The organism is Pseudomonas sp. GT1P32 (assembly GCF_054897805.1).
In genome coordinates, this window is record NZ_CM142704.1 from 4,739,996 (window position 1) to 4,761,815 (window position 21,820).

At 60.3% G+C, this 21,820-nt stretch carries 22 protein-coding genes; 14 read left to right on the forward strand and 8 right to left on the reverse strand.

Annotated features, from left to right (window positions below; all coding sequences use genetic code 11):
• Positions 1-24: 24 nt before the first annotated feature.
• Together ACYZUC_RS21685 and ACYZUC_RS21690 are read left to right on the forward strand one after the other, a co-directional pair.
• The gene (locus ACYZUC_RS21685; protein WP_461996743.1) at positions 25-906 is read left to right on the forward strand and encodes an ABC transporter permease subunit; all 882 of its coding nucleotides are present in this window, start codon (positions 25-27) and stop codon (positions 904-906) included.
• A complete protein-coding gene (locus ACYZUC_RS21690; RefSeq protein WP_461990275.1) occupies positions 903-1,793 on the forward strand; it encodes an ABC transporter permease subunit in 891 nt (296 codons plus the stop codon). The genes ACYZUC_RS21685 and ACYZUC_RS21690 overlap by 4 nt, the downstream gene beginning before the upstream one ends.
• 137 nt (positions 1,794-1,930) lie before the next feature.
• Here ACYZUC_RS21690 and ACYZUC_RS21695 read toward each other — a convergent pair whose 3' ends face one another.
• Positions 1,931-2,572, reverse strand: a complete 642-nt coding sequence (locus ACYZUC_RS21695; RefSeq protein ID WP_461990277.1) for an HD domain-containing protein — start codon at positions 2,570-2,572, stop codon at positions 1,931-1,933.
• Positions 2,573-2,883: 311 nt separating this feature from the next.
• Between ACYZUC_RS21695 and ACYZUC_RS21700 the strand changes: the two genes are divergently transcribed.
• Positions 2,884-3,849 carry a GlxA family transcriptional regulator gene (locus tag ACYZUC_RS21700; RefSeq protein ID WP_461990279.1) on the forward strand — a complete coding sequence of 322 codons (966 nt, stop codon included), beginning with the start codon at positions 2,884-2,886 and terminating at the stop codon, positions 3,847-3,849.
• A gap of 120 nt (positions 3,850-3,969) precedes the next feature.
• On the opposite strand, the gene ACYZUC_RS21705 is transcribed toward ACYZUC_RS21700, so the two are convergent.
• Complete coding sequence (locus ACYZUC_RS21705) at positions 3,970-6,381, reverse strand: penicillin acylase family protein (protein ID WP_461990281.1); 2,412 nt, start codon at positions 6,379-6,381, stop codon at positions 3,970-3,972.
• Between the two features lie 107 nt (positions 6,382-6,488).
• Entirely contained in the window at positions 6,489-7,070 is a 582-nt protein-coding gene (locus ACYZUC_RS21710) for a DUF6436 domain-containing protein (RefSeq protein ID WP_461990283.1), read from the reverse strand.
• A 97-nt stretch (positions 7,071-7,167) separates the two neighbouring features.
• Here ACYZUC_RS21710 and bipL point away from each other — a divergent pair, with 97 nt between their 5' ends.
• Positions 7,168-8,115 (forward strand): phospholipase BipL, encoded by a 948-nt coding sequence (gene bipL, locus ACYZUC_RS21715; protein ID WP_461990285.1) that lies wholly within the window; start codon positions 7,168-7,170, stop codon positions 8,113-8,115.
• Positions 8,116-8,235: 120 nt separating this feature from the next.
• On the opposite strand, the gene ACYZUC_RS21720 is transcribed toward bipL, so the two are convergent.
• Complete coding sequence (locus tag ACYZUC_RS21720; RefSeq protein WP_461990287.1) at positions 8,236-8,988, reverse strand: DUF2059 domain-containing protein; 753 nt, start codon at positions 8,986-8,988, stop codon at positions 8,236-8,238.
• Positions 8,989-9,096: 108 nt separating this feature from the next.
• Here ACYZUC_RS21720 and ACYZUC_RS21725 point away from each other — a divergent pair, with 108 nt between their 5' ends.
• Positions 9,097-9,729: a 2OG-Fe(II) oxygenase gene (locus tag ACYZUC_RS21725; protein WP_223413741.1), complete on the forward strand. Its 633-nt coding sequence runs from the start codon at positions 9,097-9,099 to the stop codon at positions 9,727-9,729.
• 2 nt (positions 9,730-9,731) lie between these two features.
• Positions 9,732-10,211 carry a 2-thiouracil desulfurase family protein gene (locus tag ACYZUC_RS21730; RefSeq protein ID WP_461990289.1) on the forward strand — a complete coding sequence of 160 codons (480 nt, stop codon included), beginning with the start codon at positions 9,732-9,734 and terminating at the stop codon, positions 10,209-10,211.
• A 127-nt stretch (positions 10,212-10,338) separates the two neighbouring features.
• Here the strand turns inward: ACYZUC_RS21730 and ACYZUC_RS21735 are convergent, their stop codons facing one another.
• The gene (locus ACYZUC_RS21735) at positions 10,339-10,923 is read right to left on the reverse strand and encodes a transporter substrate-binding domain-containing protein (protein ID WP_461990291.1); all 585 of its coding nucleotides are present in this window, start codon (positions 10,921-10,923) and stop codon (positions 10,339-10,341) included.
• 136 nt (positions 10,924-11,059) lie between these two features.
• Between ACYZUC_RS21735 and ACYZUC_RS21740 the strand changes: the two genes are divergently transcribed.
• Positions 11,060-11,485 (forward strand): DUF4399 domain-containing protein, encoded by a 426-nt coding sequence (locus tag ACYZUC_RS21740; RefSeq protein ID WP_461990293.1) that lies wholly within the window; start codon positions 11,060-11,062, stop codon positions 11,483-11,485.
• Positions 11,486-11,548: 63 nt separating this feature from the next.
• Here the strand turns inward: ACYZUC_RS21740 and serA are convergent, their stop codons facing one another.
• Positions 11,549-12,778: a phosphoglycerate dehydrogenase gene (gene serA, locus ACYZUC_RS21745; RefSeq protein ID WP_157714314.1), complete on the reverse strand. Its 1,230-nt coding sequence runs from the start codon at positions 12,776-12,778 to the stop codon at positions 11,549-11,551.
• Between the two features lie 202 nt (positions 12,779-12,980).
• On the opposite strand from serA, the gene ACYZUC_RS21750 reads away from it, so the two are divergent.
• The 4 genes from ACYZUC_RS21750 (at position 12,981) to ACYZUC_RS21765 (ending at position 17,347) form a co-directional block, all read left to right on the forward strand.
• Positions 12,981-14,375 (forward strand): FAD-binding oxidoreductase, encoded by a 1,395-nt coding sequence (locus ACYZUC_RS21750; RefSeq protein WP_461990295.1) that lies wholly within the window; start codon positions 12,981-12,983, stop codon positions 14,373-14,375.
• Positions 14,376-14,412: 37 nt separating this feature from the next.
• Entirely contained in the window at positions 14,413-15,078 is a 666-nt protein-coding gene (locus tag ACYZUC_RS21755; protein WP_008026071.1) for a fumarylacetoacetate hydrolase family protein, read from the forward strand.
• Between the two features lie 265 nt (positions 15,079-15,343).
• Positions 15,344-16,273: an SdiA-regulated domain-containing protein gene (locus tag ACYZUC_RS21760; protein WP_461990297.1), complete on the forward strand. Its 930-nt coding sequence runs from the start codon at positions 15,344-15,346 to the stop codon at positions 16,271-16,273.
• A gap of 156 nt (positions 16,274-16,429) precedes the next feature.
• A complete protein-coding gene (locus ACYZUC_RS21765; protein WP_461990299.1) occupies positions 16,430-17,347 on the forward strand; it encodes an SdiA-regulated domain-containing protein in 918 nt (305 codons plus the stop codon).
• A gap of 123 nt (positions 17,348-17,470) precedes the next feature.
• On the opposite strand, the gene rpiA is transcribed toward ACYZUC_RS21765, so the two are convergent.
• Entirely contained in the window at positions 17,471-18,145 is a 675-nt protein-coding gene (rpiA, locus tag ACYZUC_RS21770; RefSeq protein WP_008026076.1) for a ribose-5-phosphate isomerase RpiA, read from the reverse strand.
• A gap of 302 nt (positions 18,146-18,447) precedes the next feature.
• Here rpiA and ilvA point away from each other — a divergent pair, with 302 nt between their 5' ends.
• Both ilvA and ACYZUC_RS21780 read left to right on the forward strand, forming a co-directional pair.
• Positions 18,448-19,962, forward strand: coding sequence for a threonine ammonia-lyase, biosynthetic (ilvA, locus tag ACYZUC_RS21775; RefSeq protein WP_008026079.1), 1,515 nt, complete (start codon positions 18,448-18,450; stop codon positions 19,960-19,962).
• 39 nt (positions 19,963-20,001) lie between these two features.
• Complete coding sequence (locus tag ACYZUC_RS21780) at positions 20,002-20,427, forward strand: DUF2269 domain-containing protein (RefSeq protein ID WP_008026082.1); 426 nt, start codon at positions 20,002-20,004, stop codon at positions 20,425-20,427.
• Between the two features lie 113 nt (positions 20,428-20,540).
• Here the strand turns inward: ACYZUC_RS21780 and ACYZUC_RS21785 are convergent, their stop codons facing one another.
• Entirely contained in the window at positions 20,541-21,197 is a 657-nt protein-coding gene (locus ACYZUC_RS21785; protein ID WP_461990302.1) for a histidinol-phosphatase, read from the reverse strand.
• 143 nt (positions 21,198-21,340) lie between these two features.
• On the opposite strand from ACYZUC_RS21785, the gene ACYZUC_RS21790 reads away from it, so the two are divergent.
• On the forward strand, positions 21,341-21,820 hold the full coding sequence (locus tag ACYZUC_RS21790; protein WP_007897732.1) for an RNA pyrophosphohydrolase: 480 nt from the start codon (positions 21,341-21,343) through the stop codon (positions 21,818-21,820).

The window sequence follows — 21,820 nt, forward strand, 5'->3', positions numbered from 1 at the left end:
TTCAAACGCCGCCTCAATCGAATAATTCCCGGTGGCCGTCAGCTGGTCATCGGGGTTCCGTTCATCTGGCTGTTCATGTTCTTCATGCTGCCGTTCTTCATCGTGTTGAAGATCAGCTTCGCCGAAGCCGACGTGGCCATTCCGCCGTACACCGAAATCTACAACTTCGTTGACCAGAAGCTGCAGGTGCTGCTCAACCTCGGCAACTACGCGATGCTGGCCGGCGACGAGTTGTACATCGCCGCTTACCTCGGCTCGTTGAAGATGGCGCTGATCAGCACCATCCTCTGCCTGCTGATCGGCTACCCGATGGCCTATGCCATTGCCAGTGCCCGCAAAGAGATGCAAACGGTACTGGTGCTGCTGATCATGATGCCGACCTGGACCGCGATCCTGATCCGCGTTTACGCGTGGATGGGCATCCTCAGCAACAACGGTCTGCTCAACGGTTTCCTGATGAGCATGGGCTGGATCGACGAACCGCTGCAGATCCTCAACACCAATCTGGCGGTGTATATCGGCGTGGTTTATTCCTACCTGCCGTTCATGATCCTGCCGCTCTATGCCAACCTGGTGAAGCACGACCACAGTCTGCTGGAAGCGGCGTCCGACCTTGGTTCGAGTACGTTCAACAGCTTCTGGAAGATCACCATTCCGCTGTCCAAGAACGGCATCGTCGCCGGCTGCATGCTGGTGTTCATTCCAGTGGTGGGCGAGTTTGTGATCCCGGAACTGCTGGGCGGTCCGGAAACCCTGATGATCGGTAAAGTGCTCTGGCAAGAGTTCTTCAACAACCGTGACTGGCCGGTGGCGTCTGCCCTGGCAGTGGTGATGCTGGCGATCCTGATTGTGCCGATCATCCTGTTCAACCGCAGTCAGGCCAAGGAAATGGAGGGTAAAGAATGAAGCGCTTCCGTTTCTCGAGTTTCATGCTGATCGCGGGCTTGCTGTTCATCTACGCGCCGATGCTGATCCTGGTGATCTACTCGTTCAACGCCTCGAAACTGGTGACGGTGTGGGGCGGCTGGTCGATCAAGTGGTACGTCGGCCTGATGGACAACACCCAACTGATGGGCTCGGTGGTGCGCTCGCTGGAAATCGCCTGCTACACCGCGATTGCCGCTGTGGCGCTGGGCACGTTGGCCGCATTCGTCCTGACCCGCATTACCCGCTTCAAGGGTCGCACGTTGTTCGGTGGCCTGGTCACCGCGCCGCTGGTGATGCCCGAAGTGATCACCGGTCTGTCGCTGTTGCTGCTGTTCGTGGCCATGGCGCAGATGATCGGTTGGCCGCAAGAGCGTGGCATCGTCACCATCTGGATCGCCCACACCACGTTCTGTGCGGCGTATGTGGCGGTGGTGGTGTCGGCGCGCTTGCGTGAGCTGGACCTGTCCATCGAAGAGGCCGCCATGGATCTCGGGGCGAAGCCGTGGAAGGTGTTCTTCCTGATCACCATCCCGATGATCGCGCCATCGCTGGGCGCGGGCGGCATGATGTCGTTCGCCCTGTCGCTGGATGACCTGGTATTGGCCAGCTTCGTGTCGGGGCCGGGATCGACGACCTTGCCGATGGAAGTGTTCTCGGCGGTGCGTCTGGGCGTGAAGCCTGAGATCAACGCCGTGGCCAGCCTGATTCTGCTGGCGGTGTCGTTGATGACCTTCCTGGTCTGGTTCTTCAGCCGCCGTGCCGAAGAAAGCCGCAAGCGTGCGATTCAGCAGGCCATCGAAGAAAGCGCTGCCGATTCGTGGAAGCAACCGGACGTGCGTCGCGCACAGGCGCCGGAAGCGGCCTGAACCTTTGGGTTGATCGCATTTCTGTGATCAACCCAAATCCCCTGTAGGAGCCGGCTTGCTGGCGATAGCGGTTTAACATTCAACAATTGCGCTGACTGTTACACCGCAATCGCCAGCAAGCTGGCTCCTACAAGGTTTCAGGACACCCAGGGGGATTTGCGGATGATCTCGACGAAGTTCATCGGCTTGAACCCTGGCTCGCTGTCCACCAGCACATCCGCATTCACCGTACCGAACGTGGTATCCGGCTTGTGCTTGAAGCCGTTGGCGAACGCACACAGGATGCACTCCTTGAACCCCTCGCCCCGTGGATGCGCATGCACCACCGCTTCGCGTTGCGCCGTGGGAAACGCCGCGTAGTCGATCCCCAGCACATCCATTTCAACGCCCGCCGTCACCAATGCCACGTTGGGGCGCAGGTGATGCACTACGTTCGGCGTGGTGTGCAGGGCAATCGACAACCACACCTGCTCGATGTCGTCATCGCTCAGCCCGTAAGGCTTGAGGAATGCTTTGGCGGCGTTGGCGCTATCGACTTCGAAGCGTTCGTCGTCAGTGCGATGACCTTCCACCAGACCCAAGTCATGAAACATCGCGCCGACGTATAACAGCTCCGGATTGTAGGCCAGTTGCTTGCGTTCACCGCTCAAAGCGCCGAACAGGAACACCCGGCGCGAGTGGTGATAAAGCAGGTCGGACTCGACGTCGCGAATGTATTCCGTGGTGGCCCGGGCCAATGCGCTGTCAGGGATTTTGATGCCGGCGATGGTGCTGCTCATGGTGCTGTCCTCGTGGGGAACGCCGTGGCGGCGCTGATGGGACAAGTCTGTTCCCGGCCCCAAAACCGGACAATCGATCCATGGCTGCGATCCTTGCCAATGAGCATGCATATCGCGCCAACCTCGCTTGTTGAGCGCGGATTGGCTACGGTTGAGGTCCTGCGCATGGATTTACGTCATGCGCACACCTTGTAGGAGCCGGCTTGCTGGCGATAGCGGACTTCCAGCCGAAACAATCGTCGCCTGATTCACCGCTATCGCCAGCAAGCCGGCTCCTACAAAGTCTGCGTGCATCGAGGGTATTCCCAGTCATGAGTAAAACCGTTGCCATCGTGGTGTTCGCCGGCGTTCAGTCTCTGGACGTCACCGGCCCCATGGATGTGTTTTCCGAGGCCAATCGTTTCCTCGCGCCGCAGGATCACTATCAACTGGAGGTGATCGGCGTCGAGCGCGGGGTAATGCCGTGCTCCAACGGTTTATCCCTCAATGCCCATCGGCATTTCAGCGAGGCGCTGGGGGCGTACGACTTGTTGCTGGTGGCCGGTGGGCCGCAGTTGCCGTTCATGGATTTCGGCGCGGCCTTCGATGCCTGGCTACGTGATGCCAGTGCGCTGGCGCAACGGTTCGGCTCAATCTGCAACGGTGCGTTCATGCTCGCCCGGGCAGGCTTGCTCGAAGGGCGAACAGTGACGACTCATTGGGGCGATGCCGCTGCGCTCGCGGCGTTGTGCCCTTCGACGCAGGTCGAGGCTGATCGGTTGTACGTGCAGGACGGCGAGCTCTATACCTCGGCCGGGGTCACGGCGGGGATCGATCTGTCGTTGTACTTGTTGGCCCGGGATCACGGGCCGGAAGTGGCGCTCAGCGTGGCCAAGCGGCTGGTCGTGTTCACACAGCGCTCGGGCGGGCAATCGCAGTTCAGTCCATTCCTCACGCCCCACGCCGAGCCGACGTCGGCGGTGGCGATGGTTCAGCATTATGTGCTGGCCAACCTGACGGGCGATTTGACCATTGCTGACTTGGCCAGCGCCGCCAACATGAGCGCCCGCAACTTTTCCAGGGTGTTTGCCAAAGAGGCGAAAATCACCCCGGCGGAATTCGTAGAACGGGCGAGGGTGGATGCGGCGCGGGTGATGCTCGAAAGCACCGTCGCGCCGTTGAAGACGGTGGCGTACCAGTGCGGGTTTCGCGATGCGCAGCATATGCGTAGCGTGTTCAATCGACGACTCGGTGTGACGCCGCAGCAGTTCAGGTTGAATTTTGCGGCGATGGTTTGAGCCGATATTTGTGTGGTCAGTCAGGGCCTCTTCGCGGGCAAGCCTCGCTCCTACAATGGATACGCATACTCTGTAGGAGCGAGGCTTGCCCGCGAAGACGTCAGCCCAGCCAACACAAACCTAAGGCGCAGCCCGCGCCGGCAACAGCTTCAACGTACTCCGCGTATTCGCCGTGACCTCTTCATCATTGAGATGCGCCTGGAAATACACCCCTTCGACATACGCCTCAGCCTGATCATCAAAATGTCGGTCAAACGGCACGCCACTCTGGCCCACCGGGTTGACGGTCAGGCTGTGCGCCGGGTCGGCGAAGTCGATCAGGCGTCGGGTCGACGGCCCATAAGTCACCGGCCATGGCGCCGGGCCGATCTTGGCCGAGAGGTTGTTCGGCACTTCGTGAGTGCCCGGTGCCGCGAACGGCCCGACATTGAAAATCCGGTCCAGCGGCTTCTGTTGCCCCAGCGGATGACCATGGGTCAGCGTATGCGCCTTGCCCCACTGCCATTGCGCGAAATCCGCACCCAGCGTGCTCTTGAGGTGCGCGAGGCTCGCTTGCCACGCCACCTTGACCGTGTCGGCGCGGGTTTCCTTGCCGAGGGTGTTGCGGTTGTCCCACCACGGCGAGTCGGCGTTCGCCGCCAGGCGCGGCAGCGCAGCGTCGATCACCCGGGTCGACAGCAGCGTCTCGAAAAAGTCGTTGCCCAGTTCATCGTGCATCGTCGCGTCTGCGAGGTTGAACAGGAACTGATTGAACAGCGTGGCACTGGTGGAATCCAGCGGGTAGTCGCCTGTCCACTGGGCCAGTTGTTCCACCAGTTTCAGTTCGGCGGGATCGCTCACCACCTCACGCAGCACCGGTAACAACGGCGCGAGCAAACGCGGGCCGTAAGCGGTGGTGGTGCCCAGTTGCAGTTTCTGACTGGCCTCCAGATCCCACTTCACGGTCTTGTCGCTGAGCTGACGATTGAGCTGCTGCCCACGATCGGCGAGGTTGTAGTAACCGGGAATCTCGATGCCGGTCGGCGACACGGGCTGGAAGTTGGCCGAGACAATGTAGCCCCGCGCCGGGTTCTCTTCCTGTGGGTTGGCGCTGAACGGGTAGAAGCCGTCCTTGTCCGCTTCGTTGCTGCTGCCATCGAGGATGAACCACGGCCGCACACCCGCCGGACGCTTCGGCAGTTGCGCCGCGGCCCACCAGCCGATGTCGCCCTTGGCGTTGGCCCAGACGATGTTCAGGCCCGGCGCCTGGACCTTGGCGGCGGCACTGCGCGCCTTGGCCAGGGTGTCGGCGCGGTTGAGCTGATAGAAGCCTTCGAGGATCGGGTTCTGGCTTTCGAGAAAACCCCACCACATGGCGATGGGCGTTTTGCCGACGGCGTTGCCCAGCGCATCGTTGACGATCGGCCCGTGTGGCGACTGGCGCAGCAGCAACTTCACCGGCGGCTGACCCTTGACCGTGATTTGCTGTTCGCTGGTGACCATGTCCACCCACTTGCCGCGATACCAGACCTGGTTGGCGTTGTCCGGGTTGACCTTCTCGGCGATGAGGTCGAGGTCGTCGTTCTGGAACATGGTGATGCTCCAGCCGAAGTCGCGGTTCATCCCCAGTGAGGCAAATGGCATCAAGGCCTGATAGTGACCGTAGAGCTCGAAGCCCGGCGCCGAGAGCTGCGCTTCGTACCACACCGACGGCGCGGAGAAGCGGATATGCGGATCACCGGCCAGCAGCGGCTTGCCGCTTTTGGTTCGATTGCCAGCGACCACCCAGGCGTTGCTGCCCTCGAACTGCGGCAAACCGTTGTCGGCCAGTGCTTGCTCGCTCAGGCGGGCGAGGGCGTTGAGGTCTTTCCAGTCGGCGCTGGCGAGAGGCGGCGGGGTGCTGCTGTGGTTGTTCGCCAGCACGCCTTTGGACTGCCAGTCGAGATCGAAGACGTTCAGGTACTCGGCACCCAGTTGATCACGCACGTAGGTCAGCAAGGGTTCGGTGCGAAACGCCGCGGCAAAACTGTAGGCCATGTAACCGGCGATGCTGATGGTGTCCTGCGCGGTGAACGGGCGTTTTGGAATGCCCAGTACATCGAACTCCGCAGGTTTTGCATGGCTGTCCTGATACTGGTTTATGCCGTCCAGATAGGCTTGCAGGGCGATGAAGGCCGACGACTGCTTATCCATGTTCGCCAGGTAGGTTTCGGCGCGTTCACGAATGCGCAGGCTGCGCATCAGCTTGTCGGTGTCGAGTAGTTTGGGGCCCAGCACTTCGGCCAGTTCACCACGGGCCAGGCGGCGCAGGACTTCCATCTGAAACAGCCGGTCCTGGGCGTGCACATAGCCGAGGGAGCGGTACAGGTCGGTTTCGTTTTCGGCGCGGATGTGCGGGATGCCGCGTTCGTCGTAACGGACGGTGACGGAGCCTTGCAGGTGTTGCAGCTCGACCATGCCCTGGCGCGTCGGTTGCTTGCTGTAGATGTACCCGCCGGCACCTGCGGCGAGTGCGACTATCAGCAGTGCGAGAACGGTCAGGCTACGTTTCATGGTGACTCCTTGTTGTTATTAGTGGCAGCAGTTCCCTGGCGCCACTGTTTAACACGGCTTGCCGAATCGGCCCATCGCCCTTAGGAGGGATTCGCGTCTGCGCGGTCTTACTGCTTTGTGTCGGCGGGCCACGGGCAGTAACACCCGACGGCCAGTGTGTGCGTGGCATTGACTGTGCGGCCCGCGTTTAACGCTTGTAGGATCGGCTCAATGAAGCTGTTGCTCGAATTACAGGTCAGGCCTTCGCTGTAAGGGCCGAAGTAGGCCAGTTTGCCGCTGCGGTCCCAGATCGCCACGGCCGGGCTGGCCGGGATCTGTTCGGAGCCTGGGAGGATGGTGATGGTTTTCAGGCTGCTCAGCGTGCTTGGCAACTGGCCGTGGCTGCCGGGTTTTTGTACCGCATAAAACTCGACGCCTTGCGGCACATACTGCTCGACCAGTTCGCTCAGGTGTTGTTGATTGCCGACGTTGCACGGGCAGGCTGGGTCCCAGAAGTGCACCAGGCGAATGGCACCGGGGCCGGCGAGGTTGTCGGGCAGGCGCAACGGGTCACCGGAAAACACCGCCGTGTGTTCGCTGAACGCCCGCAGGTAGCGTCCTTGAAACCAGTCGTACGCCGCCCATAAAACACCGCCGCACACGAGGGCAATCAGGCAGGCAAGCAGTGGGGTGCGGTAGGGCGAACGCATGGGTGTCGATCCTCGAAGGTCGCCCAGCTTGCCATGCTTGCCGCGACAGATGAATATCGCAGGCTTATAAAGTCCGCTTCGTGCTCTGGAATCGCCCATGTCCGCCACTTTCGCCCCCGATCATTTGCGTGCCAGCCTGCGACCCCTGGCCGAGTGGCAGCCGCTGTCCGTGGAGGCGCAGGCGTACCAGCGGTTCTACGGGCTGGATTTTCCGGGGCGTCAGTTGCGCAGGGGCCTGGGTCGTTTTGAGGTGGATGCTTATGACGTGGTCGGCCAGGTGTGGTGGCCGGAGCGGGCGAAGGCGACGCTGTTTGTGTTCCACGGTTTCTACGATCACACCGGGCTCTACCGGCATGTGATCGAGTGGGCGCTGAATCAGGATTTCGCGGTGATTGCCTGCGACTTGCCGGGGCATGGCCTGTCCAGCGGCGAACGCGCGAGCATCAACGATTTCGCCGAGTATCAGGACACGCTGCAAGGGCTGTTCGCCGAGGCGAAATCCCTCGATCTGCCGCAGCCGTGGCACCTGTGCGGTCAAAGCACTGGTGGCGCCATCGTGATCGACCATGTGCTCAACGAAGGGGCGGGCAGCCCGGCCCAGGGCCAGGTGATCCTGTTGTCGCCGCTGGTGAGGCCGCGCGCCTGGGGCTGGTCGCAGCTCAGTTATTACCTGCTCAAGCCATTCGTCAAAGCCATCGCCCGACGTTTCAGCGAGAACTCCAACGACCCGGATTTCCTGCCGTTCCTGCAAGCCGACCCGCTGCAACCGCTGCGTTTGCCGACGGCCTGGGTCGGCGCGCTGGCGCGCTGGATCAAACGCATCGAAGCCGCGCCGGACAGCACTCGGCGGCCGCTGATCGTGCAGGGGCAGGCGGACATGACGGTGGATTGGCAGCACAATCTTGAGGTGTTGAAAGCCAAGTTCGATCGGCCTCAGGTGTTGATGCTGCCTGAGGCGCGGCATCATTTGGCGAATGAGACGGTGGCGTTGCGCGGGGAGTATTTCGGGTTTTTGACGAAGCGGATCAAGGGCCGGAATCTTTAGCGGCAGTTAAGCCCTCATCGCCGGCAAGCCGGCTCCTACAGTGGATCGAGTTGTCCGGAAGAACACGGTCAACTGTAGGAGCCGGCTTGCCGGCGATGGCGATCTAACCGGCGCTGAAAATCATTGGGTCAAATTCGAAGGATTCTGCCCCACCGCCAACCCCGCTCGAATCGCCGCCAACGCCGCCTGGTAATACGCCTTGCCTTCTGCCGACTCGGCAAACGTGGCGAACTCTTCCAGCTCGTCATCCGATAGATCACGATAGACATACAGCAGCGTGTTGTTGAGGTCGCTGCCGATCTGGTCCATCAAGCGTTGACGCTGACCGTTCAACAGCCCCTGCGCCTGACCGCCACCGAGCAGGCCGGGGATCATCGAACTCAGGCTGTCGGCCGCGACGCCGGCAATCGCCAGGCTGACTTCCGCACCGGCCTCCCGCGCGGGCAAGGCCTGGGCTAGGTGACCGATGATCAGCGTGCGGCTGTCGCTGGCTTGAATCTTCGGCAGGCCTTTGGCGTTCTTCGCCAGTTGATCGCGACGGGTCGCCAGCAACTCGGCGGCGACGATCTTCTTGCCCAGCGGCGACTGGAAAAAAGCCAGTGCAGGTTTAGGGTCGGCGAGGGTTTTGCGCATCTGCGCTTCGGCGCGCTGGTCCACGGCCTGCGGGGCAAAACGCTGATTGCTGTTGTTCACCAGCGCCTGAAACACGGCGGGCGGGAGGCTGTTCTGGTAACGCTGCTGAGCGGCTGAAAGGGCATCACTGAAATGCGCGCGTTGTTCTGGCCAGCCGGCGACCTTGTACAACTGGTCGTGGCCGTCTGCCCAAGCGGGCAAAACGCAGAACATCATCAGTGAGAAAAGCAAACGGCGCATAGGGACTCCTGTCAGCAGGCGACTATTCTCCGTGTGGCATAGGGACTTGTCGAGAATTCGTATCAAGCCGCCGCGTGGCTCTGTCGGATTTTCCGGCACAGGAATACTATGCGCGCCATGCCAATACCCTCTGATCACCCGCTGCTGTTACGTATCGTCGACGACCTGGCCGAACACGGCTGGTCGCAGCAGAACATTTTCCTGCCCTTGGGTCTGACCCAAGAACTGGCGGCTGAGTGCCGTAAACGTGCCGCCGAGGGTGAATTGGCCCCGGCCGCCGTGGGCCGCGGGCCGACATCGGAGATTCGCGAGGGGATTCGCGGCGACCGAATCCAGTGGATCGAGCCGGGTCAGGCCCTGGCTTGCGACAACTATCTGCAGTTGATGGACAGCCTGCGCGAGGCATTGAATCGCGGGTTGTATCTGGGCCTCGAAGACTTTGAAAGCCATTTCGCGATGTACCCGCCCGGCGCTTTCTACCTCAAGCATGTCGACCGCTTCCGCGACGATGATCGGCGCATGGTCTCGGCGGTGGTCTACCTCAACGATGCCTGGTTGCCGGAGCACGGCGGTCAGTTGCGCATGTACCTCAAGGAAGGCGTCGAATACGATGTGGTGCCCACCGGCGGATGCCTGGTGGTGTTCCTGTCGGGCGAAGTGCCCCACGAAGTCCTGCCCGCGACCCGGGATCGCCTGTCGTTGACCGGCTGGTTCCGGCGTCGTGGCAACGAGCCGTTCTGATCATGCAGAAAATTCTGGTAAGTCGCTGTCTGCTCGGCCACCGCGTGCGTTACGACGGCGGCGCCAGCGGGCCGTTCGACCAGCTTCAACAGTGGGTCGACGAAGGTCGCGTCGTGCCGTTGTGTCCGGAAGTTGCCGGTGGCTTGCCGACGCCGCGGGCGGCGGCGGAGATTCCGGGCGGGCAGGGTGGTGACGTGCTGGAGGGGCAGGCGGCGGTAATCACCATCGACGGCGAGGATGTCAGCGCGCAGTTTCTGAGCGGTGCTTACCAGGCGCTGGAGCTGGTGCAAAAACACAACATCCGCATCGCCGTGCTCAAGGCCAACAGCCCGTCCTGCGGCAACCTGTTGACCTATGACGGCACGTTCAGCGGTGTGAAAGTCAGCGGCGAAGGCGTGACGGCGGCGTTGCTCAAGCGCCATGGCGTGCAGGTCTTCAGCGAACTGGAACTGGCTGAAGCCGCCGCCGCGCTGCAACTCTAAACGCAAATCCCTGTAGGAGCCGGCTTGCTGGCGATGAGGCCGTAACATTCAATATCTATATTGACTGTTACACCGCTATCGCCGGCAAGCCGGCTCCTACAAGGGATCGTGGTGATCGTCGGTGGCCTTAGGGTTTCGGCATCTCGGCGGCATCCGCCCCAAACCATTTTTTCTCCAGTGCCTCCAGTCGCCCATCTGCCTTGATCCGCTGCAACGCATTCTCCAGGCTGGCGTGAAACGCCGGGTTCCCTTTCTGAAACGGAATGGCCAGGTTCTCGGCCGGGGCGGCTTTCGGCTTTTCTTGCGTCAGCGACTGCACCAACAGGATTGAACGCGGCTCTTCTTTCTGCGCGATCAAATGCGCATCGGTGTGAATGTAAGGTTCGCTGAAGTCGAAACGATCCTTGAGCGCCGGGGTCTCTGTTATGTGATTGAGAGCGATGTCGTACTTGCCGCTTTCAACGCCGGTCAACAGATCGCTGGAGTCGGTGACGACGAAGTCGGCCCTTACATCCAGTTCATTGGCCAGCAATTGGCCCAGTTCGACTTCAAAGCCCGAGAGTTGGCCGTCGTCCTTGAAATTGAAGGGCGGTGTATTAGCCTCAAGGGCAATACGCAATTCACCGCGGTCGTTTACATCGTCAATAAGTTCGGCATGAGCCAAAGGGCTCAAAAGGGGTAGCAGGCAGATCAGGCCAGGCAGAAAGCGCATGGTCACTCCTTTGAATACATTTATCGCGATGCTCTGGTTCAGGCTCGCTTTGCTATGGTTGTCGAGTGCCTTCGACAACGAATGGCCGTGAAGTTGTCATGGTCACGCGGATTTTACGAAAAAACTGGAGAAGAGAATGAAAACCTTTATGTCACGTGCTGCGCTGGCTGGCCTGCTGATGGGTGTTTCGGTGCTGGCCAGTGCGGCTACGCCGGCACCCAAGGGTGCTGAAGTGTCCATCGTTTCTCCTGAAGACGGTGCGACGGTCCCGCAGACTGTCGTCGTCAAGTTCGCTGTCGAGAACATTGCGCTGGCCCCGGCGGGTGATCCCACCGAAAACACAGGCCACCATCACTTGCTGGTTGATGTCGACGAGCTGCCAACGGCCGGGGCGCCGATTCCGAACGATGCCAACCATTTGCACTTCGGCAAGGCGCAGACTCAGGCTGAAGTAAAGCTGACGCCCGGCAAGCACACCTTGCAACTCGAGCTTGGCGATCGCAACCACCTGCCATTCGATCCGCCGATCCTCTCCGAGAAAATTACAGTCAACGTTAAGTAACGTTAGTCGCGCCCAAGAAAAAGGAGACCCGAAGGTCTCCTTTTTTTGTCGCTCAAGTCGCTATCAGAACAACACGCGGCAACGAATGGTGCCGTTGATGTGCTGCAGCTTCTCTTGGGCGATTTCCGAGTAATCGGCGTCGACGTCGATCACCACGTAGCCGACTTTCTCGTTGGTCTGCAGGAACTGACCGGAGATGTTGATGCCGTTTTCGGCGAAGACCTTGTTGATCTCGCTCATCACACCCGGAATGTTCTCGTGGATGTGCAGCAGACGGTGCTTGCCAGGGTGAGCCGGCAGGGCCACTTCCGGGAAGTTCACGGACGATACCGACGTACCGTTGTCGCTGTACTTGACCAGTTTCTCGGCCACTTCCAGACCGATGTTGGCTTGCGCTTCAGCGGTGGAACCACCGATGTGCGGGGTCAGGATCACGTTGTCCAGGCCACGCAGCGGGCTTTCGAACTCTTCGTCGTTGGAGCGTGGCTCCACCGGGAATACGTCGATGGCCGCGCCGATCAGGTGCTTGTCCTTGATCGCGTCTGCCAGGGCTTGCAGTTCGACCACGGTGCCGCGAGCGGCGTTGATCAGGATGCCGCCCTTCTTGATGGCGCGGATTTCCTTCTCGCCGATCATCCACTGGGTCGCAGCGGTTTCCGGAACGTGCAAGGTGACGATGTCGGACATGCCCAGCAGCTCGTGGAGGTTGCCGACCTGGGTCGCGTTACCCAGCGGCAGCTTGGTCACGGTGTCGTAGAAATACACCTGCATGCCCAGGCCTTCCGCCAGGACCGACAGTTGCGTACCGATCGAGCCGTAACCAACGATGCCGAGCTTCTTGCCACGGATTTCGAAGGAGTTGGCCGCGCTCTTGATCCAGCCGCCACGGTGGCAGGAAGCGTTCTTCTCAGGGATGCCGCGCAGCAACAGGATCGCTTCGGCCAGCACCAGCTCGGCAACGGAGCGAGTGTTGGAGTACGGAGCGTTGAACACTGCGATGCCGCGTTCGCGGGCAGCGTTCAGGTCAACCTGGTTGGTGCCGATGCAGAAACAACCTACAGCGACGAGCTTCTTCGCGTGATCGAAGATCTCTTCGGTCAGTTGAGTGCGGGAGCGAATGCCGATGAAGTGAGCATCAGCGATCTTTTCCTTCAGCTGGGCTTCCGGCAGAGAACCCGTGAGGTACTCGATGCTGGTGTAGCCCGCCGACTTGAGAACGTCGACAGCCGATTGGTGGACGCCTTCGAGAAGAAGGAACTTGATCTTGCTCTTATCGAGAGAAGTCTTGCTCATCTGCGTAAACCTGTATCCCGGAGAAAAATGGCAGGAAATGGTCAACAGATGCTGACCCGGACGGCAACTAAGCCGTCGCCGCAGAACGGCCTTGGGCACTATCCTGCGGGGTCGGTATGCTAGCATAAGCGCCCCGCAAACACTCATTCCTGCGACGTGAAGCGTTCTCAGGATGACCATGAATTGTTCGAGAGTTCTGTCGATGACCAATCCTGCCCTGATTGATGAACTGAAGACCCTGGTCGAGCCTGGCAAGGTACTGACCGATGCCGACTCCCTGAACGCTTACGGCAAGGATTGGACCAAGCATTTCGCCCCGGCCCCGACCGCCATCGTGTTCCCGAAGACCACCGAGCAGGTCCAGGCCATCGTTTTGTGGGCCAATAAACACAAGGTGGCGCTGGTGCCGTCCGGCGGGCGCACCGGGCTGTCCGCAGCGGCAGTCGCGGCGAATGGCGAAGTAGTCGTGTCCTTCGACTATATGAACCAGATCCTCGACGTGAACCTCACCGACCGCACCGCCGTGTGCCAGCCGGGCGTCGTGACCGAGCATTTGCAGAACGTCGCCGAGGAAAAAGGCCTGTACTACCCGGTGGACTTCGCTTCCGCAGGATCGAGCCAGATTGGCGGCAATATCGGCACCAATGCCGGCGGGATCAAGGTGATTCGCTACGGCATGACCCGTAACTGGGTCGCCGGCATGAAAGTGGTCACCGGCAAGGGTGATGTGCTGGAACTGAACCGCGACCTGATCAAGAACGCCACCGGCTACGACATGCGTCAGCTGTTCATCGGCGCTGAAGGCACCCTCGGGTTTGTGGTCGAAGCGACCATGCGTCTGGACCGAGCGCCGAAAAACCTCACCGCGATGGTGCTTGGCACTACCGATTTCGACTCGATCATGCCGGTATTGCACGCGTTCCAGAGCAAACTTGACCTGACCGCGTTCGAATTCTTCTCTGACAAAGCCCTGGCCAAGGTCATGGGGCGCGGTGACGTGCCAGCGCCGTTTGAAACCGACTGCCCGTTCTACGCGCTGCTGGAATTCGAAGCGACCACTGAAGAAGTGGCCAACCATGCGCTGGAAACCTTCGAGCATTGCGTGGAGCAGGGCTGGGTGCTGGACGGCGTGATGAGCCAAAGCGAAACCCAGCTGCAAAACCTCTGGAAACTGCGCGAATACATTTCCGAGACCATCTCCCACTGGACGCCGTACAAAAATGACATTTCGGTCACTGTGTCGAAAGTCCCGGCGTTCCTGAAGGAAATCGATGCGATCGTCGGCGAACACTACCCGGACTTCGAAATCGTCTGGTTCGGCCACATCGGCGATGGCAACCTGCACTTGAACATCCTCAAGCCGGATGACCTGAGCAAGGACGAGTTCTTCGCCAAGTGCGCGACCGTGAACAAGTGGGTGTTCGAAACCGTCGAGAAGTACAACGGCTCGATTTCCGCCGAACACGGCGTGGGCATGACCAAGCGTGATTACTTGACCTACAGCCGCTCCCCGGTTGAGATCGAGTACATGAAAGCGGTCAAAGCGGTGTTCGATCCGAACGGCATCATGAACCCGGGCAAGATTTTCGCTGTTTGATTTTCGAACTTAAGCGCTACGAACCAGGAGTCGGTCAATGAGCTATCAGCACCAGTATGTCGACGGTACACGCATCCACTTCCCATTGGGCAAAGTGGTTTGCATCGGCCGCAACTACGCCGAACACGCCAAGGAACTGGACAACCCGGTGCCAACGGAGCCCCTGCTGTTCATCAAGCCAGGCAGTTGCGTCGTGCCGCTGGAAGGCGGTTTCAGCATTCCGACCGAGCGTGGCTCGGTGCATTACGAAGCGGAAATCGCTGTTCTGATTGGCAAGCCTTTGTCGACCAAGCCAAGCCGTGAAGAAGTCCTTGATGCTATTTCCGGTTTCGCTCCAGCGCTGGACCTGACCCTGCGCGACAAGCAGGCCGAGCTGAAGTCCAAAGGCCTGCCGTGGGAAATCGCCAAGTCCTTCGATGGTGCGGCGGTGATTGCACCGTTCGTGTCCGGCAGCACCTTTGCCGACCTGACCGACATCGGCATCCGCCTGACCATCAACGGCGAAGTGCGCCAGGACGGCAACAGCAGCGCGATGCTCAACCCGATCGTGCCAATGATCCAGCACATGGCCGGCTGCTTTTCGCTGCAGGCGGGCGACGTGATCCTGACTGGCACGCCGGTCGGTGTCGGCCCGCTGAATGTGGGTGACGAAATCGTTCTGGAACTGCCAGGCGCGAGCAGCTTCACCAGCAGCGTCCGCTGACACAGACCCCCCTGTAGGAGCCGGCTTGCCGGCGATGACGTTGGAACATTCAGCATAAATGTTGAATGTGATGGCCTCATCGCCGGCAAGCCGGCTCCTACAGGGGATTGTGTTTCGATCTGAAGAAAGCGGCGCCCATGCAGGGCAATCCCGCCATTTCCCGTTTTTTTCACATCTTGTCTGGATAATTCCCGGGCTTCTGGCGTCTGAGCCGGTCCCAATTGTGCTATTACCCTTAGCCTGAATTTCTGGAACGCATCCCCCGATGGCCATCCAATCGCTGCCCACGCTTAAAACTGCCCGTCGCCCGCGCTTTTTCATGCGTTGGTATGCCTGGCTTTTGCTGGTCGCGGCCGCGGCGTATGGCCTCGCCTTTGCAATGCATTGGGATGATCGCGGCGTGCTCTGGGTGCGGGAGCGTTTCGAAAGTCCGGCCGAACGCCAGGAAAGTATCTGGCTTCCGGATTATCGGGCGGTGATCGATGCCAAGCTGTTGCCGGGGATGGAAAAGGACGAAGCATCCGACCTGGCCTACAACCCTCATACCAAAACCCTGTTCTCAGTGATGGGCAAAAACCCGTTCCTGGTCGAGCTGACCCTGCAGGGCGATGTGCTGCGCAAAATGCCGCTGGTGGGCTGGAGCAACCCGGAAGGTGTGACGGTCATGGGCAACGGTCTGCTGGCCATTGTCGATGAGCGTGAGCATTTGCTGACCATCGTCAAGGTCGACGCCGATACCCGCGAGCTGAACATCGCCAACTTCCCCAAGTACGACCTCGGCCCGTCGAAAGACCAGAACAAAGCGTTCGAAGCGGTCGTCTGGGATGCGCACAATCAACAAATGCTGCTGGGTGAGGAGCGTCCACCGGCGCTGTTCACCTGGAAAAGCACCGACGGCCTGACACTCACCGGCGACAAGCAGAAGCTGGCCAGTGACGCGCTGGACATCCGCAACCTGTCGGCCTTGGCCATCGACCCGCGCACCCGCCATACGCTGGTGTTGTCCGCCGATTCCCACTTGCTGCTGGAGCTGGACGAGAAGGGCGAGCAGGTCAGTTTCATGACCTTGCTGGGTGGTTTCAATGGCCTGAAGAAGACCATTCCCCGCGCCGAAGGCGTGACCATGGACGAGGCGGGCACGCTGTATATGGTGAGCGAGCCGAACCTGTTCTACCGATTCGAAAAGCAGCACTGATCCGCGAGCTTGGTTCTCGATCTTGATCCGCGACCTTGGTCCGCGAATGTGTAGGAAACGCGACGCTCAGTTGTAGGGCCAGCCCAACGGCCTTTAAGCTTCAATTCAGACTGCCGTGGTATTTCATCCGCCCGTCCTGATTCCGAGCTTGCCTGAATGCGCCGACTTGCCCGCCCCAAACCCCTGATCCTGATTCTTTCGGTGATTGCGCTGATCGTGCTGGTTGCGTTCGGCCAGCACCTGCGGCTGTTCGAGCGGGCCTGGTTCAATCTGCATACGCTTTGGCAGGCCGAGAGCGCCCAGTCGATCGGGCTGGATCACTATCAGGTTGCGATTGAGGGTCGGGTCATTGAAGGCCTGGACGACGATGTGTCTGCGCTGACCTTCGATCCGGTACGCAAAAGCCTGTTCACGGTCACCAATAAAAATTCCGAGCTGATCGAGCTGTCGCTGGAAGGCCAAATCCTTCAGCGCATCGCGCTGGTCGGCTTCGGTGATCCGGAGGCGGTGGAATTCATCAGCACCGACACTTACGTCATCACCGACGAGCGTCAGCAGCGACTGATCAAGATTCATCTGGAGAAGGACACGACGTTCCTCGATGCGGCGGATGCCGAACAGATAACCCTCGGCGTGCACATGAGCAGCAACAAGGGCTTCGAAGGCCTGGCCTACGATTCGGTGGGCAAGCGGCTGTTTGTCGCCAAGGAGCGCGACCCGATGCTGATCTATGAAGTGCAGGGCTTTCCGCATTACAACCCGGAAAAATCCTATGCGGTGCACGTGGTCAACAACCCCAAGCGCGATGCCGGGATGTTTGTGCGTGACCTGTCGAGCCTGCAATACGACGAGCGCAGCGGCCATTTACTGGCGCTGTCCGACGAGTCGCGACTGATTCTGGAGCTGGATGTGGACGGGCGTCCGCTGAGCACCATGTCACTGAGCAAGGGGCGTCAGGGGTTGCAGAAGACGGTACCGCAAGCGGAAGGGATCGCCATGGATGACGACGGCACGATGTACCTGGTGAGTGAGCCGAACCTGTTCTACGTCTTCAAGAAACCGCCACAACCCTAAAACATAAACACAACCCCTGTAGGAGCCGGCTTGCCGGCGATGAGGCCGTGACATTCAACATCTATGTTGACTGTTAAACCGCGATCGCCGGCAAGCCGGCTCCTACAGGGTTTTGCGTCTGGCTTACTGCGCGCGCAGGGTCTTCACGCCTTCGCTGGTGCCCAGCAACAGCAGATCCGCAGGGCGCGCCGCGAACAAACCGTTGGTCACCACGCCGACGATCGCATTGATCTGCGTCTCCAACTCGACCGGGTTGGTGATCTGCATGTTGAACACATCCAGAATGATGTTGCCGTTGTCAGTCAGCACGCCTTCACGGTAAACCGGGTCGCCGCCGAGCTTCACCAGCTCGCGGGCCACGTGGCTGCGGGCCATCGGGATCACTTCGACCGGCAGCGGGAACGCGCCGAGCACCGGCACCAGTTTGCTGCCATCGGCGATGCAGATGAAGGTCTTGGCCACGGCCGCGACGATCTTCTCGCGGGTCAGGGCTGCGCCGCCGCCCTTGATCAGGTTCAGGTGCTCGTCGCTTTCGTCGGCGCCGTCGACGTAGAACTCCAGGTCGCTGACAGTATTCAGCTCATACACCGGAATACCGTGGCCCTTGAGGCGTGCGGCGGTGGCTTCGGAACTGGCGACTGCGCCGTCGAAGGCGCCTTTGTGTTGCGCCAGTGCGTCGATGAAGCAGTTGGCGGTGGAGCCGGTGCCGACCCCGACGATGCTCTTGTCGTCGAGTTTCGGGAGGATGAAGTCGACGGCGGCCTGGGCCACTGCCTGTTTGAGTTGATCCTGGGTCATGCGGGCTCCGAAGTGCCGAAGAGGGGGAACGAAAGCCCGGCATTATAGGCCCCGGGACGGGTAAGGTCATTGCCCGATTGGCAGACCGCCACCGTGACCTGTAGGAGCGAGGCTTGCCCGCGAAGAGGCCGCTACATCCAAAATAAATGTCGGCTGTAAAAACGCTTTCGCGGGCAAGCCTCGCTCCTACAGGTCCATGATCCCTTCCGGGGAGGGTAAAACCACCTGTTTAGTGTGGTCGCCCGCCCGAAAGCCGGGTTAGACTCCTTGGCCCTGCCCAACCCGCTCAGTGATGCTTTCCGATGCTCGAACAGTACGTCAAAAAGATCCTCACCTCGCGCGTTTATGACGTTGCCGTAGAAACCCCATTGCAGACTGCCCGCCAGCTCTCCGAGCGGCTGGGCAACAGTATTTTGCTCAAGCGTGAAGACTTGCAGCCGGTGTTCTCGTTCAAGATTCGCGGGGCCTACAACAAGCTCACGCAGTTGAGCGATGAAGAACGCGCACGCGGCGTCGTGACGGCTTCGGCAGGTAATCACGCGCAGGGCCTGGCCCTGGCGGCGAAAGTGCTCGGCGTGAAAGCCACCATCGTCATGCCCAAGACCACCCCGGAAATCAAAGTCGAAGGCGTGCGTTCCCGTGGTGGCAAAGTGGTGCTGCACGGGGATTCGTTCCCGGAAGCCCTGGCTTACTCGCTGAAACTGGTCGACGAAAAAGGCTACGTCTACATTCACCCGTACGACGATCCCCACACCATTGCCGGGCAGGGCACGGTGGCCATGGAGATTCTGCGCCAGCACCCTGGGCGCCTGGATGCGATCTTCGTTCCGGTGGGCGGCGGCGGGCTGATCGCCGGTATCGCGGCGTACGTGAAATACCTGCGCCCGGAAATCAAGATCATCGGCGTCGAGCCGGACGACTCCAATTGCCTGCAAGCCGCCATGGCCGCCGGCGAGCGCGTGGTGCTGCCGACCGTGGGCCTCTTCGCCGACGGCGTCGCGGTCGCTCAGATTGGTCAGTACACGTTCGACATCTGCAAAGACTATGTCGATGAAGTGATCACGGTCAGCACCGACGAGATCTGCGCGGCGATCAAGGATATCTACGACGATACCCGCTCGATCACTGAACCTGCCGGCGCCTTGGGCGTGGCCGGGATCAAGAAATACGTCGAGCAGCACGCTGTCACCGGGCACACCTTTGTGGCCATCGATTCCGGTGCCAACGTCAACTTCGACCGCTTGCGCCACGTCGCCGAACGCGCCGAACTGGGCGAGGGCCGCGAAGCCATCATCGCCGTGACCATCCCCGAGAAGCCGGGCAGCTTCAAGGCGTTCTGCGAAGCCATCGGCAAGCGCCAGATCACCGAATTCAACTACCGCTACAACACCGGCAGCGAAGCGCACATCTTCGTTGGCGTACAGACGCACCCGGAAAACGATCCGCGCAGTGCGCTGCTTGCCAGTCTGACCGAGCAGGGTTTCCCGGTGCTGGACCTGACCGACAACGAACTGGCCAAGTTGCACATCCGGCACATGGTCGGTGGTCGCGCAGCCCAGGTGGTTGATGAAGTGGTGCTGCGCTTCGAATTTCCGGAGCGACCGGGCGCGCTGTTCAACTTCCTCAGCAAGCTCGGCGGGCGCTGGAACATCTCGATGTTCCACTACCGCAACCACGGCGCGGCGGACGGTCGTGTGGTCGCAGGGCTGCAAGTGCCTCACGAGGAGCGTCATCTGGTGCCGGCGGCGCTGGAAGAAATCGGCTACCCGTACTGGGACGAAAGCGACAACCCGGCCTATCAGCTGTTTCTTGGCTGAGCGGCTACGCTGATGGGCAGGTCATAAGGAAGTCGAACAATGGAAACGTTAACCGCCCTGAAAGTGGCGCACATGGTGGCGACGGTTGTGCTGCTGGTCTGTGCGCTGGGCCTGGGGATCTGGGTCTGGCGAACTCGGCGTAATGGCGACGCGACGGCGGGCAGCCGCACGTTGCAACGGCCTCGGGTGTTCATCTGGCTGTTGATGGGGCTGGCATTGCTGAGCATGCCGTTCACCGGCTGGTGGATGGTGCATCTGGTGGGTTGGCCGTTGGGGCAGACGTGGTTGCTGGCGTCGAGTGTGCTTTACACCGTTGCGGCGTTGGCGTGGTTCTGGTTGTTGGTGCGACTTAACAAGTTGCGCAAGGCGCCGGCGGGGAACGGCAAGTTTACCTTCGCCCTGGCGTTGTTCAGCTTCGTCTGCTTTATCGCCATTGCCGGGTTGATGGGTGCCAAGCCTGTTTAACGCTTGAAACCGAGTTGACCCCTTCGCGGGCGAGCCTCGCTCCTACGGGATTTGCGTCATTTTCATAATTGACGCATGACCTGTAGGAGCGAGGCTTGCCCGCGAAGGCGATTTCAGTCGCGCAAAGAGATTACCGGCCAGCCACGCTTCTGCGCCTCGGCGCGCAAATTCGGGTCCGGATCAACCGCTACCGGATTCACCACCTGTTCCAGCAACGGCAAATCATTCATCGAGTCGCTGTAGAAGTAACTGTCTTCCAGCGAATGCCCGGACTCTTCCAGCCAACGATTAAGCCGAGTCACCTTGCCTTCACGGAAGCACGGCACGTCGGTGCTGCGCCCGGTGTAGCGGCCATCGACCATCTCGCACTCGGTTGCGATCAGGGTTTCAACACCCAAACGCTCGGCAATCGGACCTGTGACGAAGCGGTTGGTCGCGGTGATGATCACCAGTTTGTCGCCGGCATCGCGGTGCTTCTTCAGCAGCTCAAGTCCCTTGGGCAGCACGATCGGTTCGATGCAGTCGCGCATGTAATCGCTGTGCCACTGATCCAGTGTGGCCATTTCGGTGCGGCCGAGCACTTCCAGGCAAAAGTTCAGGTAGGCGGCGTTGTCGAGCTTGCCGGCCAGGTAATCCTGATAGAACTCGTCGTTGCGTGTCTTGTAGGCGACGGCGTCGAGGAAGCCGCGTTCGCACAGGTAATCACCCCAGGCGTGGTCACTGTCGCCGCCCAGAAGTGTGTTGTCCAAGTCGAATAAAGCCAGGCGCATTGCAGTTACTCGCTGAAAAGTCTGTAGAAAGGCGCCCAGAATACGGACTTTTCACAAGAGTGCACATAAGGTTGGACGGCTCGTTGCTGCCTTCACAACCTTTGTGGAACAATGCGGCGACATGCGTTTGCGAGGTTGTTGCCGTGATCGACCCCGATGGTTTCCGCCCCAATGTCGGGATCATTCTCACGAATGATGCCGGACAGGTGCTATGGGCTCGCCGTATCAATCAAGATGCCTGGCAGTTTCCACAGGGTGGTATCAACCCCCAGGAGACGCCGGAAGACGCCTTGTACCGCGAGTTGAACGAAGAAGTGGGTCTGGAGCGCGAAGATGTTGAAATTCTCGCCTGCACCCGGGGCTGGTTGCGCTATCGTTTGCCGCAACGTCTGGTCCGTACCCACAGCCAACCGCTGTGCATCGGCCAGAAACAGAAATGGTTTCTCCTGCGCCTGATCTCCAACGAGCAGCGGGTGCGGATGGATTTGACCGGTAAACCGGAATTCGATGGCTGGCGCTGGGTCAGTTATTGGTATCCGTTGGGCCAGGTGGTGACATTCAAGCGCGAGGTGTATCGACGCGCTCTCAAAGAGCTTGCCCCGCGCCTTTTAGCGCGCGACTGA

What these genes read in the sequence shown, in the direction of transcription:
- ACYZUC_RS21690 (WP_461990275.1), top strand. Translation starts at nt 903, where the DNA reads ATGAAGCGCTTCCGTTTCTCGAGTTTCATGCTGATCGCGGGCTTGCTG.
- ACYZUC_RS21695 (WP_461990277.1), bottom strand. Translation starts at nt 2,572, where the DNA reads ATGAGCAGCACCATCGCCGGCATCAAAATCCCTGACAGCGCATTGGCC.
- ACYZUC_RS21700 (WP_461990279.1), top strand. Translation starts at nt 2,884, where the DNA reads ATGAGTAAAACCGTTGCCATCGTGGTGTTCGCCGGCGTTCAGTCTCTG.
- ACYZUC_RS21705 (WP_461990281.1), bottom strand. Translation starts at nt 6,381, where the DNA reads ATGAAACGTAGCCTGACCGTTCTCGCACTGCTGATAGTCGCACTCGCC.
- ACYZUC_RS21710 (WP_461990283.1), bottom strand. Translation starts at nt 7,070, where the DNA reads ATGCGTTCGCCCTACCGCACCCCACTGCTTGCCTGCCTGATTGCCCTC.
- bipL (WP_461990285.1), top strand. Translation starts at nt 7,168, where the DNA reads ATGTCCGCCACTTTCGCCCCCGATCATTTGCGTGCCAGCCTGCGACCC.
- ACYZUC_RS21720 (WP_461990287.1), bottom strand. Translation starts at nt 8,988, where the DNA reads ATGCGCCGTTTGCTTTTCTCACTGATGATGTTCTGCGTTTTGCCCGCT.
- ACYZUC_RS21725 (WP_223413741.1), top strand. Translation starts at nt 9,097, where the DNA reads ATGCGCGCCATGCCAATACCCTCTGATCACCCGCTGCTGTTACGTATC.
- ACYZUC_RS21730 (WP_461990289.1), top strand. Translation starts at nt 9,732, where the DNA reads ATGCAGAAAATTCTGGTAAGTCGCTGTCTGCTCGGCCACCGCGTGCGT.
- ACYZUC_RS21735 (WP_461990291.1), bottom strand. Translation starts at nt 10,923, where the DNA reads ATGCGCTTTCTGCCTGGCCTGATCTGCCTGCTACCCCTTTTGAGCCCT.
- ACYZUC_RS21740 (WP_461990293.1), top strand. Translation starts at nt 11,060, where the DNA reads ATGAAAACCTTTATGTCACGTGCTGCGCTGGCTGGCCTGCTGATGGGT.
- serA (WP_157714314.1), bottom strand. Translation starts at nt 12,778, where the DNA reads ATGAGCAAGACTTCTCTCGATAAGAGCAAGATCAAGTTCCTTCTTCTC.
- ACYZUC_RS21750 (WP_461990295.1), top strand. Translation starts at nt 12,981, where the DNA reads ATGACCAATCCTGCCCTGATTGATGAACTGAAGACCCTGGTCGAGCCT.
- ACYZUC_RS21755 (WP_008026071.1), top strand. Translation starts at nt 14,413, where the DNA reads ATGAGCTATCAGCACCAGTATGTCGACGGTACACGCATCCACTTCCCA.
- ACYZUC_RS21760 (WP_461990297.1), top strand. Translation starts at nt 15,344, where the DNA reads ATGGCCATCCAATCGCTGCCCACGCTTAAAACTGCCCGTCGCCCGCGC.
- ACYZUC_RS21765 (WP_461990299.1), top strand. Translation starts at nt 16,430, where the DNA reads ATGCGCCGACTTGCCCGCCCCAAACCCCTGATCCTGATTCTTTCGGTG.
- rpiA (WP_008026076.1), bottom strand. Translation starts at nt 18,145, where the DNA reads ATGACCCAGGATCAACTCAAACAGGCAGTGGCCCAGGCCGCCGTCGAC.
- ilvA (WP_008026079.1), top strand. Translation starts at nt 18,448, where the DNA reads ATGCTCGAACAGTACGTCAAAAAGATCCTCACCTCGCGCGTTTATGAC.
- ACYZUC_RS21780 (WP_008026082.1), top strand. Translation starts at nt 20,002, where the DNA reads ATGGAAACGTTAACCGCCCTGAAAGTGGCGCACATGGTGGCGACGGTT.
- ACYZUC_RS21785 (WP_461990302.1), bottom strand. Translation starts at nt 21,197, where the DNA reads ATGCGCCTGGCTTTATTCGACTTGGACAACACACTTCTGGGCGGCGAC.